This is a genomic window from Paenibacillus sp. B2(2019), assembly GCF_008370385.1.
Lineage (GTDB): Bacteria > Bacillota > Bacilli > Paenibacillales > Paenibacillaceae > Paenibacillus_AQ.
In genome coordinates this window covers 1-16,913 of sequence record NZ_VTZR01000008.1, presented here as the reverse complement: position 1 = coordinate 16,913, position 16,913 = coordinate 1, and the positions used below count along the sequence as shown (strand labels likewise).

General features: G+C 43.7%; 14 protein-coding genes and 1 pseudogene. 1 reads left to right on the top strand and 14 read right to left on the bottom strand.

What is annotated here, in order from left to right:
* Positions 1-117 precede the first annotated feature (117 nt).
* From PAENI_RS07225 to PAENI_RS07165, 14 genes and pseudogenes are all read right to left on the bottom strand, one after another.
* A complete protein-coding gene (locus PAENI_RS07225) occupies positions 118-1,083 on the bottom strand; it encodes a glycoside hydrolase family 43 protein (protein WP_149644819.1) in 966 nt (321 codons plus the stop codon).
* Between the two features lie 289 nt (positions 1,084-1,372).
* Positions 1,373-2,227 (bottom strand): carbohydrate ABC transporter permease, encoded by an 855-nt coding sequence (locus tag PAENI_RS07220; protein ID WP_149644818.1) that lies wholly within the window; start codon positions 2,225-2,227, stop codon positions 1,373-1,375.
* Positions 2,217-3,203 (bottom strand): carbohydrate ABC transporter permease, encoded by a 987-nt coding sequence (locus PAENI_RS07215; RefSeq protein WP_042192055.1) that lies wholly within the window; start codon positions 3,201-3,203, stop codon positions 2,217-2,219. Before PAENI_RS07215 ends, PAENI_RS07220 begins: the two co-directional genes overlap by 11 nt.
* A gap of 62 nt (positions 3,204-3,265) precedes the next feature.
* Positions 3,266-4,672: an ABC transporter substrate-binding protein gene (locus PAENI_RS07210; protein WP_081383079.1), complete on the bottom strand. Its 1,407-nt coding sequence runs from the start codon at positions 4,670-4,672 to the stop codon at positions 3,266-3,268.
* 202 nt (positions 4,673-4,874) lie between these two features.
* Positions 4,875-6,131, bottom strand: coding sequence for an extracellular solute-binding protein (locus tag PAENI_RS07205; RefSeq protein ID WP_262495548.1), 1,257 nt, complete (start codon positions 6,129-6,131; stop codon positions 4,875-4,877).
* 66 nt (positions 6,132-6,197) lie between these two features.
* Positions 6,198-7,001, bottom strand: coding sequence for a response regulator transcription factor (locus tag PAENI_RS07200; protein WP_042192060.1), 804 nt, complete (start codon positions 6,999-7,001; stop codon positions 6,198-6,200).
* A complete protein-coding gene (locus PAENI_RS07195; protein WP_262495547.1) occupies positions 6,998-8,791 on the bottom strand; it encodes a sensor histidine kinase in 1,794 nt (597 codons plus the stop codon). Before PAENI_RS07195 ends, PAENI_RS07200 begins: the two co-directional genes overlap by 4 nt.
* Positions 8,792-9,051: 260 nt before the next feature.
* Positions 9,052-9,423, bottom strand: coding sequence for an iron chaperone (locus tag PAENI_RS07190; protein WP_076285549.1), 372 nt, complete (start codon positions 9,421-9,423; stop codon positions 9,052-9,054).
* 263 nt (positions 9,424-9,686) lie between these two features.
* Positions 9,687-10,862, bottom strand: a pseudogene (locus PAENI_RS07185) (MFS transporter).
* Between the two features lie 24 nt (positions 10,863-10,886).
* On the bottom strand, positions 10,887-11,705 hold the full coding sequence (locus PAENI_RS07180; protein WP_149644816.1) for a MerR family transcriptional regulator: 819 nt from the start codon (positions 11,703-11,705) through the stop codon (positions 10,887-10,889).
* 415 nt (positions 11,706-12,120) lie between these two features.
* Positions 12,121-12,675 (bottom strand): RICIN domain-containing protein, encoded by a 555-nt coding sequence (locus tag PAENI_RS07175; RefSeq protein WP_149644815.1) that lies wholly within the window; start codon positions 12,673-12,675, stop codon positions 12,121-12,123.
* Between the two features lie 514 nt (positions 12,676-13,189).
* Positions 13,190-13,426 (bottom strand): hypothetical protein, encoded by a 237-nt coding sequence (locus tag PAENI_RS07170; RefSeq protein ID WP_076301020.1) that lies wholly within the window; start codon positions 13,424-13,426, stop codon positions 13,190-13,192.
* Between the two features lie 109 nt (positions 13,427-13,535).
* Positions 13,536-13,709 (bottom strand): hypothetical protein, encoded by a 174-nt coding sequence (locus PAENI_RS31765; protein ID WP_188114500.1) that lies wholly within the window; start codon positions 13,707-13,709, stop codon positions 13,536-13,538.
* Between the two features lie 79 nt (positions 13,710-13,788).
* Positions 13,789-15,225, bottom strand: coding sequence for an erythromycin esterase family protein (locus PAENI_RS07165; protein WP_149644814.1), 1,437 nt, complete (start codon positions 15,223-15,225; stop codon positions 13,789-13,791).
* Between the two features lie 206 nt (positions 15,226-15,431).
* Between PAENI_RS07165 and PAENI_RS07160 the strand changes: the two genes are divergently transcribed.
* A complete protein-coding gene (locus tag PAENI_RS07160; protein ID WP_149644813.1) occupies positions 15,432-16,316 on the top strand; it encodes a helix-turn-helix transcriptional regulator in 885 nt (294 codons plus the stop codon).
* Positions 16,317-16,913: the final 597 nt, after the last annotated feature.

Below are 16,913 nucleotides of genomic sequence, written 5' to 3'. Positions count from 1 at the left end.
AACGTCCCTAATCCAATTCGGATTCCGGGACGCTTTAGAAAGAGCAATGTCTGCGGTTCTGACATGTCTATATGAACTTGAAATGGAGTTTCATAAAAAAAGAAGTGAGCTATTCGATTAAAGCACTACCGGCCGGATTCTGCCGTCTTCTTCATAATGGAGTTCCGTAAATTTCATACTGCGTTTATGGTCCACGCCGCCAGACAACGATGCGTCATGATAGAATAAATACCATTTTTCGTTAAATTCCACTATAGAATGATGAGTCGTCCAGCCAATAACTGGATTCAGGATCGTTCCTTGAAAAACAAAAGGTCCGCAAGGCTTATCACTCACCGCGTAGACGATCTTATGGGTTGTACCAGTAGAGTACGAGAGATAGTATTTCCCTTTATACTTGTGCATCCATGGACCCTCGAAGTACCTCCTGTCTTCATCACCCGCAAGGATAGAGTTCCCTTCTTCATCAATAATGGTGATCTCCTGAGGGTCAGATTTGAATGTCAGCATGTCTTCACTCAGCTCGCCCACCCAAGGACCGTAAGCCGGTTCCTCTGGGCCCTTTTCTACCGCATCTTGTTGAAAAATACCGTCTCGCCACTTTTCTAATTGTCCGCCCCATAAGCCTCCAAAATACATGTAGGCTCTTTCGTCCTCGTCCACGAATACGGCTGGATCGATGCTGAAGCTCCCTTCGATATAGCTTTCTTGAGCCTGGAAAGGCCCAGACGGAGAAGTTGACGTAGCCACTCCGATACGGAAAATACCCTCCTTGTCCCGGGCTGGGAAAAATAAATAATACGTCCCCTGCCGGTACGCGGCATCGGGCGCCCACATTTGCTTCGAAGCCCAAGGCACATCCCGAAGATGAAGCGCCTCTCCATGATCTACACAGGGCGATGTAGGATCTTCCAAGGAAAACACATGATAATCCTCCATCGCATATTGGTCACCATTATCATTCGTAGGTCCATCATGGTCAATATCATGGGATGGGTAAATATACAGCTTGCCCTCAAATACATGAGCGGAGGGATCGGCTGTATAGAGATGGGTAACTAACGGTTCATTTTTTGTTGCCATAATAGAACTCTCCTCCTGATTGAGATTACGCCTGTTGATTAGCCAAGCAGAAATGGATTTTACCGTCCTTATAGGGACGGTTCCGTTTCTGCGAGAAATATCAGAACATGAGTAGACATGTGAAACTTATACTTTCTGATATTTCAAAAAAAGGTACACTAAGGCGCTCCTAAAGTATTTTCAGCTAATGCTCTCACATTTCCATAACTATAATTTAGCTAATCAACAGGCCTAGATTGGAATTGATTCGTTCCACGGTGCTTCCTTATTCGAAGCCAGCTTGCCTGGGTTATTCTTTGACGCCACCAAGTGCCACGCCCGCGATAATATATCTGGATAACAAGAAGTAAACTATAAACAACGGTAAAGCCGTCAAAGCCAGACCCATATAGATCGAGCCGAACTCCGTTTTGTAGATATCACCTCGGAGCAAGCTTACCATGATTGGCATAGTATATTTCTCCTTCTGTGTCAGCAATATCAGCGGCATGAACAGGTTGTTCCAGTTAGCCACAAAGGCAAAGATGGCCTGTGTGGCTACTGCCGGCATCATCAGCGGTAATATAATCCGGTTGAAAGTGAAGAATTCACCAGACCCATCTACGCGCGCAGCTTCCACGATCTCTATCGACAGAGTTGCGAGCAAGTATTGGCGCATGAAGAACACCACCGCAGGTGCAGCAATTGCTGGTAGAATCAGCGGAAGAAAATTGTTGGTCCAATGTAATTTATACATGAACTGATAGAATCCAATTGCGCTTGCCTGGGAAGGAATCATCATCACGCACATGATGAAGGTAAAGAATGGCCCCCGTAGCTTCCAGCTGTAGGTGACTAGCCCATAGGCCGCCAAGGACGAGAAATAGACTGTACAGAGGGTTGCAGAACTGGAAATAATAAATGAATTCAGGAACCCTTGAAGCGGATCGAAGCTCTTATCGAGCAACACTCGCAGGTTGCTCATCATGTGGCTCGAAGGAAGCAGAGAAAGTCCGCTTTGAATTTCCGGTGTAGAGCGTGTGGCATTTACAAACATGATCCAAAACGGCAGGATACTGAGCACCGCCAAAGAGATGCAAACAACATAGATAATTGTCTTGTTGATCTTTCGGTTAACGGTTCCGCTTTTTTGATTATTTGCCATGTGTTACACCTCCCTCACGGGCTGCTATAGCAGCTTTTCTATTCTTTTGTTTTTGTATTTTTTTAAGTCTTGACGCATCACGGTCACGCATCACGTAGAACAGTATTCCGGCCAATATTGCCGAAATCAAGAACATAATCATGCTTGCTGCTGCAGCACGATTGTACATATAGCTGCCCTTGAATGCTTGCCCGTAGATAAACATGGACGTGGTAAGCGTAGAATCGTCCGGTCCACCTGCAAGGAATAATTGCGGAATATCGAACATGGTCAAACCACCCACCATCGATGTAATCAGTGTGAACAGCAATATCGTACGCAGACTCGGCAGTGTGATGCGGAAGAAGGTTTGAAACCCGTTAGCCCCGTCAATCGATGCAGACTCGAAGAGAGCAGGATTTATACCCATAACGCCAGCAATCAGGACGATCATGGTGTTGCCGTACCACATCCAGAACTGGATGAACGCGACAATGCCCCGTGCTGTCGTCTTATCCTGCAGGAAGAACACCGGAGCGTCGGTCCACCCCAACATTTGAAACAAACTGTTTACAGGACCCATCGGATAGGCGAATAAAGTGCTAAACAACACGGCAATCGTACTCGCTGTGATGATATTAGGCATATAGAGCAGAACCTTGAACAAGCCTTGTCCCTTTATATTGAGACGCTTATTCGTGAACCATGCCGTTAGCAAGAGCGCGAGAAGCATCTGGGGAACGAAGTTAGTAATCCAGAGCAATCCAGTGTTGATCAAAGACTTCCGGAACGAAGGATTATCAAAGAGAAGATCTTTGAAGTTTTGAAAAGGATTATCAAGAATATGGATCGGTTTTGGTATGATTCCTTTCATATCGGTGAATCCAATGACTGCGGTATATAAAATGGGATACAGTGAGAAAATCAGAAATGCAAGAACAAATGGGAAGGTAAAAATATAACCGTATTTCGAATAGTTCACATTTTTGCGGCGCATGCTCTCACCTCTTTAGTTGATATGAAGGGGCGGGATTACTCCCCCGCCCCTCCGAATCCTTCTTATTCGCTTTCAATGCCAAGTTGGTCTTTGACTTGTTGCTTAAAGGTTTCGATCGCTTTGGCACGGTCCTTATTGCCCGCGGTGTATTCACGCACTTGATCACGCCAGAGCTTGTTGATTGTTTCGTCGTACTGGGTCAAGTTTTTACCTGAAGCGTTTGCATTGGCCGGTACAAACACGTCGAACATGTTCTGACCACCGAGCAGTGGAACTTCACCGTTTGACTTCGACATGACAACGGAGGAAGCAACGCTGTCCTTCGTACCTTGCTCGCCTTCCTTCATCGTACCGTTAGCCCAGTAATGTTGGAGTCCCGTTTCGGAGGTGTCGAGTGTAACCCACTTCACAAAGTCCGCAACAGCCTGTTTCTTGGCTTCGTCCTTGGTAACGTCTTTGTTCGCAAGCAGCCAAGTGCCACCCCAGAAGAAGCCTGTCGGTGGTTCGGAAACCGCCCAGTCGCCATTCGTGTCTTTTACTTGACCGTTCATCACGTAGTTGATGAGCCAAGCAGGACCGAAGAAGCCGAAGATCGGTTGAGCGCCGGCACCGGACATATCCGCGTACCATGCTTCCGTCCAGTCTGTCGTATCGTTGTGATAGCCATTGTCTTTCAGCTTTTTAGAAAGATCCAGGAACTCTTCACGCTTCGGATCGATATGAAGCTTACCATCAACAATCCAACCTTTGTCAGAGCTGTTCTCGATCGGGTGCCAGATATCGCCATCACCAGAAACGATGCCGTATCCCTTAGCTTTCAACTTCGCGGCTGCATCATAGAATTTATCCCAGCCTGGTCCAATTTCATTTTTGATGGTGGCTGGATCATCTGTTCCAAAAACATCCTTCGCAATGGAGCGGCGATAGATAAAGGCGCCGCCAGTCGCTTGATAGCCGAGGGCTTTTAATTTACCGTCTAAGCTACCGATATCAACCGAGTATTGCGCGATGCCAGCATCCTTAACCATTTGGTCATCAAGGCCCATATCAGAATAGTTGGCAGCATAGCTGGATGCGTCCCCTTGTGTATATTTGAGTACGAATGCTGATTCAGCTGCATAAATGTCCGGAGCATCTTTTCCTCCAGCAGACAGAGCCTGATCAAGCGCAGGCTGATAAGCACCATCAGTGGTTGCAATAACCGTAGTTTTGAACTCAACATTCGCGTCCGGATGAGTTTCCATATACTTCTTGGTCATATTAGGTATCTCATCTGTAAAGCTCCAGAGATTGATAGTGACTTTCTCGCCTGTTCCTTTTGATGGAGCTTCGGTAGCGTTGGCTGCTGGTGCAGTCGTTGGGCTTGAGCTAGATGAGTTAGAATTCGAGTTCCCACCACATGCTGCGAGAGCAGATGACATCACGAGCAATGTAGAGATCCCCACTAAACTACGTTTCATACTTTTCATATCTTTGCCTCCCCTTTTGTATTATTACTTCGGTTTTTTGTAACCGCATACATAATTATAAATCCTGCAATCCTTAAGCATAAGGACACCCTCTTTAGGAAAACTTCCACTATTTTTAGATTCAGTTCTATAGAGCGCAAAAAAAGAGACATCAAGGGATCTATCCCTTGGCGTCTCCATGATCTGTTTATATTTCTGATCATTACTTATCCGCTTTTAGCGCGTCATCCTGTTTCTTGATGAACTCTTCTGGCGTGACGGCTTCGCCGAACAATGCCTGAATCTGATTCATGTGTATGGTAGATGCGACTGGCTTCATTTGTGTATCCAGATAAAGAGTTACTTTATTAGCCTTATTTAACTCATTTAATAAATCAATGAACATTTGCGGTAGCTTGATGGCCGCAGTATCTACTTTGGTAGCCGGGATTACGCCTGCATTGACAACAGAATGCTCTCCCCACTTTTGAACGAAAAAGCTGACGAATTCTTTGGCCTCCAGAGCATGCTTCGAATTTTTGGAAACGAATAATCCAGTGCCCGGACCACCGACCCAATCATCCACGTTGCCTTTGCCGCCTTCAACTGTCGGGAACTTGAAATAACCGATGTTGACTTTAAATTCTTGGGCTATATTTGTAGTGGTCGTGAAATCTGGCAGCTCCCAAGTCCCTGTAACGAACATGGCTGACTTTCCGTTCATGAACTGTACCTTGGCTTCATCATTGGATAATCCGTTGTAGCCTTTGATGAATGTGTTCAGGTTTACCAACTCTTGCACTTGTCTTGCAGCCTCTAGCAAGGCAGGATCTGTGAAGTCCTGATCCGCAACAGCTTTATCCATCAGGTTAGGTCCCCCAATACGATCAGCTAGATACATGTACCAGAAGGAAGCCGGCCAACCGTCCTTACCGCCAAGAGTAACAGGTGTTATGCCATTGTTATTCAGTGTTCGAATGATCGCTTTGAGATCATCCAAGGTTTGGGGAGGCTGCAGATTAAATTCTGAAAATATTTCTTTATTATAGTAGACCGGAACTATGTTTAGTTCGACAGGAAGGGCATACGTCTTCCCATCAAAGGAGTACCCCTCCGTCGTACCAGCTACGAATTTTCCTTTCAACTCATCCTGTAAAAGATCGTCCACGGCTGCAAACTTATCTCCCCTAACATAAGGATCCATAAAGCCTGCTGCCCAGGTGAATCCGATGTCCGGTAGATCGTTGGAAGCGGCAAGTACCTTCAGTTTGCTTTTATACTGCTCATTTTCAAGAACTTCCGTCTTAATGGTGATATTCGGATTAGCTTCTTCAAATTCTCTGATGATTTCTTTTACCATTTTGTTTTGCGCGGAGTTATTGCTATCCGGCCATAGATGCATCATTTTTAAAGTGATTTTCTCGCCGTCGCTCTTGTTGCTATTCCCCTTATCCCCATTGCAAGCAGTTGTTATCAACAACAATGTTAAGAAAAGGGTAATGTATAATCCGATCCTCTTCGTAGATATTCCCCCCTTGCCGAGCCGTTATTGGATATTCGCTTCTATACCATTCCTCATAGAAGAACGATACTGCCCTGGACTCATTCTTTCGTATTCCTTGAACAGCTTGTTGAAATATTTAACCGTCTGGTAACCCGTAAGGCTGGCAATTTCCGCTATAGGCAGATTCGTTTTCAGCAGTAATTCCTTCGCTTTCTGCAACTTTCTACGGGCGACGTATTCGCTGAAATTCATCTGGCATTGCTCCTTGAAAAGAGAACTGAAATAGCTCCCGTTCAGATGAACAAGTCCGGCTACTTCCTGCAGGCTGATTGCCTCTTCTATATGCATTTCCACATAGTCTATCGCCTGACGGACCGGATCGCTTAATGCGGCATCTTCATCTCTTATGGCCATTAATTGTGGATCGGCCATCTTCCGCATGAAGCCGATATGTTCCTGCTCCTCCCCTGCCTTCAGGGCATTCTCCACAGATGCGATTAGCTTTTCCCGGCTGGCTGGCTTGAGCAAATATTCAACTACGGACAACTGAATCGCTTGCTGAGCATACTCGAACTCGGCATGACCGGAGATGAGAATAACGGATGGCTGACGCTGTATTTTTTTATCCCTTATTTGGCTAACTAAAGAAAGACCACTGATTCCCGGCATGCGGATATCCGATATCATGAGCTCCACCGGTATTTCCTCCAGAATTTCAATAGCCGAGATCCCATTGCTTGCCGTAAGGATTTCATAATGACCGGCTGCCCACACCTCTAGTATTTTCTTCATTCCTTCTCTAGATCTCGGTTCATCGTCGACAATAAGAATTGTTCGGCTTCTCATGGCATTTTGTCTCCTCGAACAGGAATTTTGATGTTTATACGGGTGCCTTGACCTTTTTGGCTATCGATGGTCATTGCCGCACCCTGCTCATTCTCTCTCGAAAAAAATAGTTGAAGCCTTCTATGCACATTAGCGATTCCGACGCCGGAATCTTTTGAAGAAGATACCTTTCCGCTATCCAGCCCTTCCACAAGAGAGCGCAGCATCTCCTCGTCCATTCCCATCCCGTCATCTTCCACCGTAATGGTGACCCATTCTTCATCTCCAGCAACCGTTAGCTTTATCCATCCCGGTTCAATCTTGCTCTCGACCCCATGCAATACGGCATTCTCTACAAGGGGCTGCAGCAACAGTCGGGGTAACTCCACATTCGAAAATTCAGGAGGAGCCTCAATTTCCCACTCCAAGCGATCTTCAAATCGCATCTTCATAATAAGCAAATATCGCTTTACATGCTCCAGCTCATCCTGTAACTTCACCCATCCCCCTTTACTTGAGCCGGTGATCGTATAGCGGAATAAATCAGACATGGCGACAACATACTCCGCCAGTTGATCTTCATCCCTATCCAGCAGCGACCAGTACAGAACATCTAGGGTATTAAACAAAAAATGCGGATTAATTTGCGCTTGAAGTGCCTTCAACTCCGTATGACTCCGGGATAACTCCTTCTCATAAACCAACTGGATCAGCTCGTTGATATTATCAACCATTTTGTTATAGGAATAATTCAGTTCCTGAATTTCCATAGTGGACGATACATTCTCGATAGGCTTCAGGATGCCTAGACGGGTACTTCTCATAGCTTTGATCAACCTGAACACAGGTCTGGTAATAAGAATGGACAGGAAAAAAGAAAGCAAGGTGAACAGCAAGGTACCCATCAAAGCCGATACGACAATGGTCGTCCGCAAGACCGAAATCCCCTTGGTGATGACGTTAACCGGGGTTAAGATGAGTAGCGTCCATCCTGTCACGGAAGACCGCTGTTTGACAACGATAAAGGACCGTTTGCCGATGGAAACATTCTGATCGTCGGATTCCTCCACCAGCTTTGCTGCTGTCTTTTGTGAAATACTGTCATCGTTAGACGTGATGAACTGCCCATCAGGAGCGAGAAGTAATACTGTTTCTCCGTCCCCTTCCCCGGATAAAGAGTCTTTAAGTGCAAACTTATCTCGGTCTGAGCGAATGAGTAAATACCCTCCAGTTGTGAAATGCCGATCAATAAGGCTGATCTGTCGAATCGCCACAAGCGATGTAGGATCGAGCGGATCAATACCGAACCAAACGAGACTGCCTTCCTTTCTCGTCGCCATTTCGATCCAATCCTCGGGTACCTTATCTCTAAGGGTACTGCCGTCGAGAGGATACAGCCTCACTCCGTCTTTATTATAAAGCTCAACAGATTTGATGCCGTCCGTGTAGATTTGTACCAGATTGATAATAGATGGCAGCGCTTGCCGTTCCGTAAAGGTAGCGGGATGACCCTCTATATCGCGTAAAAGGAGTTGCTGAATATAATCGTTAGTCGAGACCAGCGTCGTCAGAGAATTAATCTGTTCGAGAACGCTTTCCAAACGGCCGTTAGCCTGAATCGCGGTTTGCTGAATATGCTTCTCCGCATTGTTCTTGAGTAGCGTCGAGACTGAATGGAACGTAATCCCTCCAACGAACGTCAGAATGATGAGCATGACGGCGAGAAAACCGAGCAACATTTGATTTCGCAGCGTATTTAACTTTAACATCGACAGTATCCGCCGCATGCAGTCTCTTCCTCTCTTTGTCATGTGAGCATGAGATGATCGCCCCTATCCGTAAAAAAGTAAGGGCTTTCAACCTTTTCAGTCATTATATTAGCATGTTTGCTAATGATCCGCTAAGAAAGAATTATGGATTCGACAAAAAGAACTAATATTTTCGCCCCCAATACCGACAGGCGAGGTCATTAGCTCCATTTCTAGCAACCTTTTATGTAGGAGTGTCTTACTCCTAATTAAAAAAATCCCGATGATGTATTCATCATCGAGGCTAACTACTGCTTCATTTTTTATTTTCGCCAAAAAGTTGAACAATCTGCCTTGTCCATAATGTTAAACTCGATCATTTTCTCAAGTAATGAGAAATCAACCGGACTATCCCATCGGATCCGTAACAACTGCTTGGTGTGATCATAGCCTGCCTGTACAATTGCATCTGAGAAATGATTAATTCCTGCGATTTCAGGCGCAACAGCCATATGTTGTTTGGATACGCTAAAGCCAATAATATAGGTGTCGTGATCAGTGAACATAGGCTGATTCCACGCAATTTTTGGTTTTAAATCTGTGAATTTCTTAGTTACCCAAGCCAACACCTCTTCCATTCGCTCCCGATGCTGTGGGTTATCAATTTGCGCTAAATAGTCTGCAAAAACCTCCATGTCGATCACTCCTAACCTCAGAATCGCCTTTTGTTCAGGCGTAGTTACAAAAAAACACCCCGTTAGATAATCATATCTAACGAGGTGATAGGGTGCAACTTTTTATAACGTTATGACTTAAGAGTTATACTGTCTTATACACCATTTAGGGTGGAAAATAGAAACATCATTGCTCACTCTAAGAGATGAGGAATACATGATTGTCTCACTTCAATAAGACGGAATATCATTTTAGTTTCACCCTAGTTCAGTCCATTTCGTATTTATCTAGTAACAGTAGGAGTTCCAGTCCTACTGCTCATTTTTTTAAATAGTAAGATGGCAAGAAGTAAAGCTATGCTTACAACGGCAAAGCCCAGCCAATTCAAATATAGGACAGATGTACGACTGATGACTAGCCCACCTAATCCAGATCCCAGTGCAAAACCAAATTGGATGAACGAAGTATTTACACTAAGGGCAATGTCCGGATTTCGAGGTGCCAGAGTAACCAGATATAGTTGCTGGGCCGGGGAAATACTCCACGTTGCTAACATAAAAATCATTAAAACCAAGATTAATACCAAGAGATTGACACCGGCTAGAGCGAATAAAAGAAGAGTCGCCCCTTGTAACAGGAGTCCGAGACCAATGGTGAATTTCGATCCTTTTGCATCTGCCAATTGTCCGCCCAGCCTTGATCCGACAAAGCTGCAAATGCCCGCCAGGAACAGAACACCGCTAATTTCGGTCATGGAAAGAGAGGACGTGGCTTGCAAGAAAGGCGTAATATAAGTAAACAGTGTAGAATAGCCGCCGACATAAAATAACGTAATAGCCAAGGCCATCAGAATGGTTGGATTTCTTAAAATAGAGAGCTGCATTCTGAGGGTAACCTTTTCTTCTTCTTTGATTGCCGGAACCTTTTTATAGATGATAAGTAATGGAAGAACACTTAATAATCCAATTAAAACAAATAGCACTCTCCATCCAAACATCTCACTAAAAAATGTGCCCACAGGAACACCGAGCACTAGTGAACTGCTAAGCCCCATCAAAATGATACCGATGGCATTGCCCCTTTTTTCTCTTTCAACGAGTCGTGTCGCTATTGCCATGGCTACAACAGTAGCGATTCCTCCGCTAGCCCCTTGGATAATACGTATCCATAGTACTGTTTCATAAGCAAGATCTACAAACATAAGTCCGTTGCTGGCAATAAACACACCAAGGGTGGTCATTAGTAGTTTCTTGCGATCTGCATTGATCGTTAATGCAATCAAAACCGGAGCGACAATGGCTGCGGAGAGAGCAAACACAGTCACCAATAATCCAACTTCTGAAGTAGATACTCCCAAGTCCACAGCGATCATCTAAATAACTCCCGTAATAATATATTCAATGGTTCCAATCAGAAAAACAGCCAGTGCCAGAATATAAATGATCCGTTTATTTTTCAATTTCCCCCACTCCACCTTCTTCAGTTATCTATTTATAATGGGAATTTGTATTTCTATGAATTGTGCATCTCGTTCTGGAGATAACGGTAAATATAATTCCCTACCCGATTCGTTCTCCTTGATTTGATAGTTATTTTTCTCAATCCATTTCGCTAAATGAACACAGGCCGCACAATCAAAATTAGTATTTGAATGAAAAGCCATTGTGGCCATCATCGGTTCAGGAGGAAGAGTCCGTAGCTGAAACGGTTCTGGAAATGATCGCAGCTCACAAGTTAAAAAATACCCGACTTCAAACTCAAACTCATCCTCTTTTCCTTCGACTTCTTTCCACAAAACAACCTGAGGACCTTGAATTAATTGACGATTTTCCGTCGTTATAAACTGATCAAATTGACGAAGCAAATCCGGAATGTCCTCTTCTTTCCCGCATGCTTTCTGATAAAGAAACAATTGAGCACCCTCTGCTTTGACTCTGATTTCTTGCCCTGTTTCGATTTGCCCCTCTTTTTCTATAAGCTGCATACGCTCCTCAATCCTGACGAGTTTGGCTTGTTCCGTATCGATGATTTGCTGTATTTCGCTTCTTTTCAGCTTAAACATCCCTTGAATATTCTCCAATGTAATATCTTCCTGGAGCAGCTGTTTAATTTGGGGCAATGTAAAACCCAATTCCTTATAGATTAAGATTCGGTTGAGCTCTAGTAGCTGATCTGCGGAATAGTAACGGTAGCAAGTATCGTGATCCACCTTTCTCGGCTTTAGTATGCCAATCTGGTCATAATAGCGCAGTGTTTTTAAGGAGACTTTGCTTAGCCTGGAAAATACACTGATTTTGAACAAAATATCATCTCCAATCTATAACATAATGTGAGTATACAGTTTCCCGTGCAGGGGAAAGTCAAGGATGAGAATGCTTTTATAATTCAATGGAATATCCTTCCTAAAATTGCTGAAGAATGCCATTACTTTCGTTTTGCTCATTTTAACAACTCATTTATTCAAGAAATTTCTCTCATGCCAATTGTAGCACTAGCTATAGCCAAACTGTCCTTTAGCGAAACAAAAGGATGCCACTTATCACGGCATCCTCTCGGTATTTATTAATCTATCCTGCCCTATAGCTTATGAAGCAACGTCAATCTAGAACTATGCAAAGCTAGTGATTGCATTTATGTGTCAACTTGAATTTCTCTATCTAAAAAACCACGCCGTTTCTAAGTGTAGAAACGGCGCGGCATTAGCTTCTTCATATGTGTTACGATGCAGGCGGAATGAACCAGCGCTGATTGGCGCCGCCATTAAAATCCCACTGGACAGCCTGTCCTCCATCGGATGTCGATTGTCCCGACATGTCCAAATACTTGCCGCTACCTCGGTTGATAATATACGACGAGTCACCTCTATCTTGATTGGTTGGAACAACTTTCCATTGTTGGTTCCATCCGCCATTATCCGACCATTGAATCACATTAGCACCATCCGATGTAGACGATTCGCTGACTTCCAGTAAATCTCCGCTTTCTACGTTTCTGATGTGATAATAGCCGTCTCCTAGAGCCTCCAAATACCATTTTTGATCATTAACAATGGAATTCCAATTAAAGTTCCATTGTATGATAAGCGCCCCATCCGCTTGTTTATCCCATCCACTTACTCCCAATGTTTTATTGCTATTTACATTTATAATGACATGAGGGTTCGGCGTGCCGGCAGCATGCGTCGTCTGAGTAAATACAGCAGGTGCCGCGGATCCAATAAATACAAGTGCCAGAATCGCTATCAACCATTTACTCTTGAATAACCGTTTCATAAGATAAGTCCACTCCTTTAATTTTCATTTAGTCAGATTTCAACTTCTCCCAATCAAACTGCCATTATAGAAGATTAGAATGTCGCCTCCTTTGTTAAGAAGTAATTAATACCCGTTTCATCAAATCTCATGATGGGGTTCTATTTCTATTGTTTGAAGGCGAGCGCTCGCAATGAGGTTCATAGAAATAGATCTAGAAGAAATTAATTAAAATATAGGGAAATATTCCTTAATTATACATTGTTTACAAAATAGATGTCAATTTAAATCCTCTAGGTTAACATGTTAAGCTAGAGAACAATGTTGAAATGGTACATGTCGGAATGTATCCGCTGGCGGCGCTGGAGCTGAGTTGCAATGACGGCAAGGTTGTCGAGTCGAGGATTTTGATTTTGCTGCGGTGAGTCACTTCTCCTTGACGGAATAGCACTTGCTTGAGCCCTTGTGGCGACTGCAGTTAGTCTAACCCTCTTATTCACTAATCAAAAACTAATTCCTATCTATATGTAACGGCTTACTTTCTTTTAAAAAATTCAATTATTTCGTCCTGATCATCTAAATTCAGCTTATCAAAATTCTCAATCATGTCAGTTTCTTTTATATTAAATTTCCCTTCAGCATTATTTTTCTGTCTCGTTGTTTGTTTCTCACCATATAACAACCAATATAAATCCAAGCTAGGTTTATTATTTATTTCCAATAAAATATCTAAGGCTGGCTTAAATTCACCCTTTTTTAATTCTATCTCCAATAGTTGACATAATAACTCCCTATATAGAAAAATCCCGATGATATCATGAGCATCATCGGGACTGACTTTAGCGGTTCTAAACTTTATTTACTGGTTCCAGACTTTCTTATCACCAGACATTACCATAGACCCCATTATCTTCAATTTCCGATACCTTAGCTCCGTTGTTCTTCATTTGGCTGTAGAGTCCGTGAAAATCATTGACTTCCAAGGTAAGTGCACATTGTTCCGTTCCACCTATTTCAATGTAGTTTAGATTTGTCTGCTCAGGAGTCTTAATCAAAAAAATGGCTTGTCCCGAAGGGATACGAAGCTGAGCCTGAAATCTAAGAAGAATAACTTTTTTTAAAACGGTCTCCTTCTCACTTATATGTGTCCGGCAAATATGTCGGCATCTTCGCTTGTTTGATGAGAAGGACGCCGTCGAAATGCCGTCTTAGCTCTAACGGAATCGGCATTTGCACCTGATAAGAGGCTATCATCCGTTCGAACATCCAAGAATTTCCCCGTTCATTTTCCCGATAGCGTAAATCCATGAATGTATATGGCTGTCCTACAGCCGCCAAAATATCTTCCATAGACCCCGGAATAATCGGATTCAACTGAATCGGTTCCCTCGTATTCTCGGCTGCTTGTCCTTCGCCCATAAATAGACCCATGACGTAGCTTTCCTGTTGCAGTTCCTTTGGCATAAGCTCTCCCATACTCTTCGGCATGGTGGAAATCAGAGACTGTGCTTTGCTGATATGGCCATTATGGCCCCATACGATGATATTCTCTTCCGGATAAACTTCTGTCACCAACCATGCAAGGTTGCTGGCCATCGCCCGATCGCGCCATTCCATCATGGACTGAGCGCCGCTATAATCCCCTTGTTCTGTTAATAGATTGGATTGGATGCACAGCTCATTAAATTCCTGAATGACCCGGATTCGATCCTCTAGCGCTCGCTTCATTAACTTGACGATATGCGGCTCATCGGGATAGTCCATCTTCAACGCATTTTCATTCTTAGTCACAGCCTGCAATAGCTCTTCATACACCTTAATCAGCTCAGGCTTGGCCTTACGGAATCCGCTTTGATCCTTGCTCATTCTCCACTTATGAACCTCTTGTTCCGCTTGCAGCGCTCTGTCCTTCAGCTTAATACTTGGAATCCAGTTCGCATTCTGAAAAAGCGGGGATTGCACCTGAATATCGAAGCCCGTCAGTCGCAAAGGCGATTCGCTCTTATGTGTCTCCTTCATGTATTCGAATAGCGGCTTCGTCTCTTCCGTCCACCATACGCCAAATATGGAACGCCTCATCGTATCGGGAGTCGCCGTCTTTTTTATCCGTCCTTGACCAAGGGCTGCATCGCCCAGACCACTCTCAAATGCAACAATGTTAAACCCTAGCGTTTGGTGCATGTATTGAATGAGGCGCGTTTTGACTAGATTAAATTCGGCCACACCATGTGAATTTTCTCCCAAATATACGATTCGCTTATCAGCGAGCAACGGGATCAGTATATCAAGGTCGCTAAATTTGTCCTGCCCAATGGATCCTCCGTTCGAAGACCATGATTCCGGTTGGATCGTCTGTAAGGCATAAGCATGATCCGCGGCCCAACGCTTCCAATCGGATAAAGTAGCCTGATACGATCTTGCTGTTCTGACTTGCTGTTCATTCACCGCTGCTTCCCCATATGCAGTCTTGACCGGGATAACCGCTGATGTTATCGAGGTACTAAGCATGATCAAAGTGAGCGGCATGCACAACAAGCTACGCAGACTAAGGGTATTCGCCTTCCATTTCATTGCATCTAACTCCTTACCGAAAAATAATTTTACGTTCTACTTCAAATATACATTCATTGCACCACACCTTTTTGATCATTATTGCTATCTTTATGTGAACACAATAATATGGATGGAGTTATCCTTTATATACCCGAGAAACAAAGCAATATATATCAAATATGCAGCGGTTGCTTCTGATATTTTATTCTTAAGGAGGTTATAACATGAGCTACAGTCCGATCATCCAAGAGTCGATTGCCTATATAGAGACGCATTTGCCCGAAGAATTGTCACTAGAGAGTATGGCTAAGTTTGCAGGGTTTTCAAAGTATCATTACCATCGGATTTTTCAGCAAGAGGTTGGCGTGAGCGTATCTGAATATATCCGATTTCGGAGAATTGCAAATTCGTCCAACATGTTACTGTTCACAGATGAAAGAATTATAGATATTGCCATTTATTATCACTTTGAGAGCCAAGAATCGTTCACCCGTTCTTTTAAGAAATACTATCAATTACCGCCAGGGCAGTATCGCAAAATCATGGGCAAATTAACGATGCAAAGGGAGGAAATGAAAATGAAAAATGAACAATTATTAAAGGGATGGCAATTAAGCGGGAGTCACCCCTTCAACTATCAGATGGGGATTGACCGGGAAACCTTCCATCAAGGGAGAGCGTCCGGATTTTTAAAGTCGGTTACAGTGGTAATGACGGAAGGCGAATTTGCAACGATGATGCAGCAATTCAAAGCGGACAAATATATGGGCAAAAGACTAAAGCTCTCAGGGTTTATCAAAACAAAAGCAGTGAGAGGGTTTTGTGGGTTCTGGATGCGAGTCGATGATGCTCTTCATGATGTCCTGCAATTCGATAACATGAGTGACCGCCCCATTATTGGAGATACGGAGTGGAACCATTACAGCATCGTGCTGGATGTGCCGGATAATAGTGCCGCGATTGCTTTTGGTGTGCTGTTGTCCGGGAGTGGACAGGTCTGGATAGACGGGCTTCAATTCGAGGAAGTGGATACCAAGGTGCCTACGACGAATATCGATTTTATGTGTGAACTTCTAGACGAGCCTATGAATTTATCGTTTGAGGAATAGAGAGGTGTTGCAGAATGAATGATGTTAAAAAACAAAACCTTGGCAATGTCATCGGTCTTGTAATCGTTACGATCGTAATGGCTTCAAAGTTTTTGATAGGAAATATATTCGTGAGCTTGGTAAAAGATATTTTTAATTAATACCCGACAGTAAAAGAGTAGTTAGCTTGCACAAGACAAAAAAGCTTACATCCCACACAAAGGTATGCCCCTTAAGCAAGCAGCTTAACCGTTCAATAAAAAAAGCAGGCTTCGGCCTGCTCAACAATTTATGCTATTAAACTATAGTATCCAGTTAGTTCAATAAATCTTAACCTCAATCCGCGTGGCTCAACTTACCCGTTAGCCATCCATGTCGCTCACGCGACACCACAGATTATAGAAGTAATTGCGTTCTTCCATGGGAGTTCAATAGAATTAACAGTTTCAGTCCGATGGTATCCTCTTGTCTATGATTCAAGCCACCACTTTCAATCCTATGATAAAATACTTATAAATCCCACTATAGCCAAACGGCCAAAGCGGATATAATCTTACTCTAAATTACTGGAGGTAGCGCTCCGTACTCGGCCCACTGCTCTTTTGTCGGGCCGTAAAG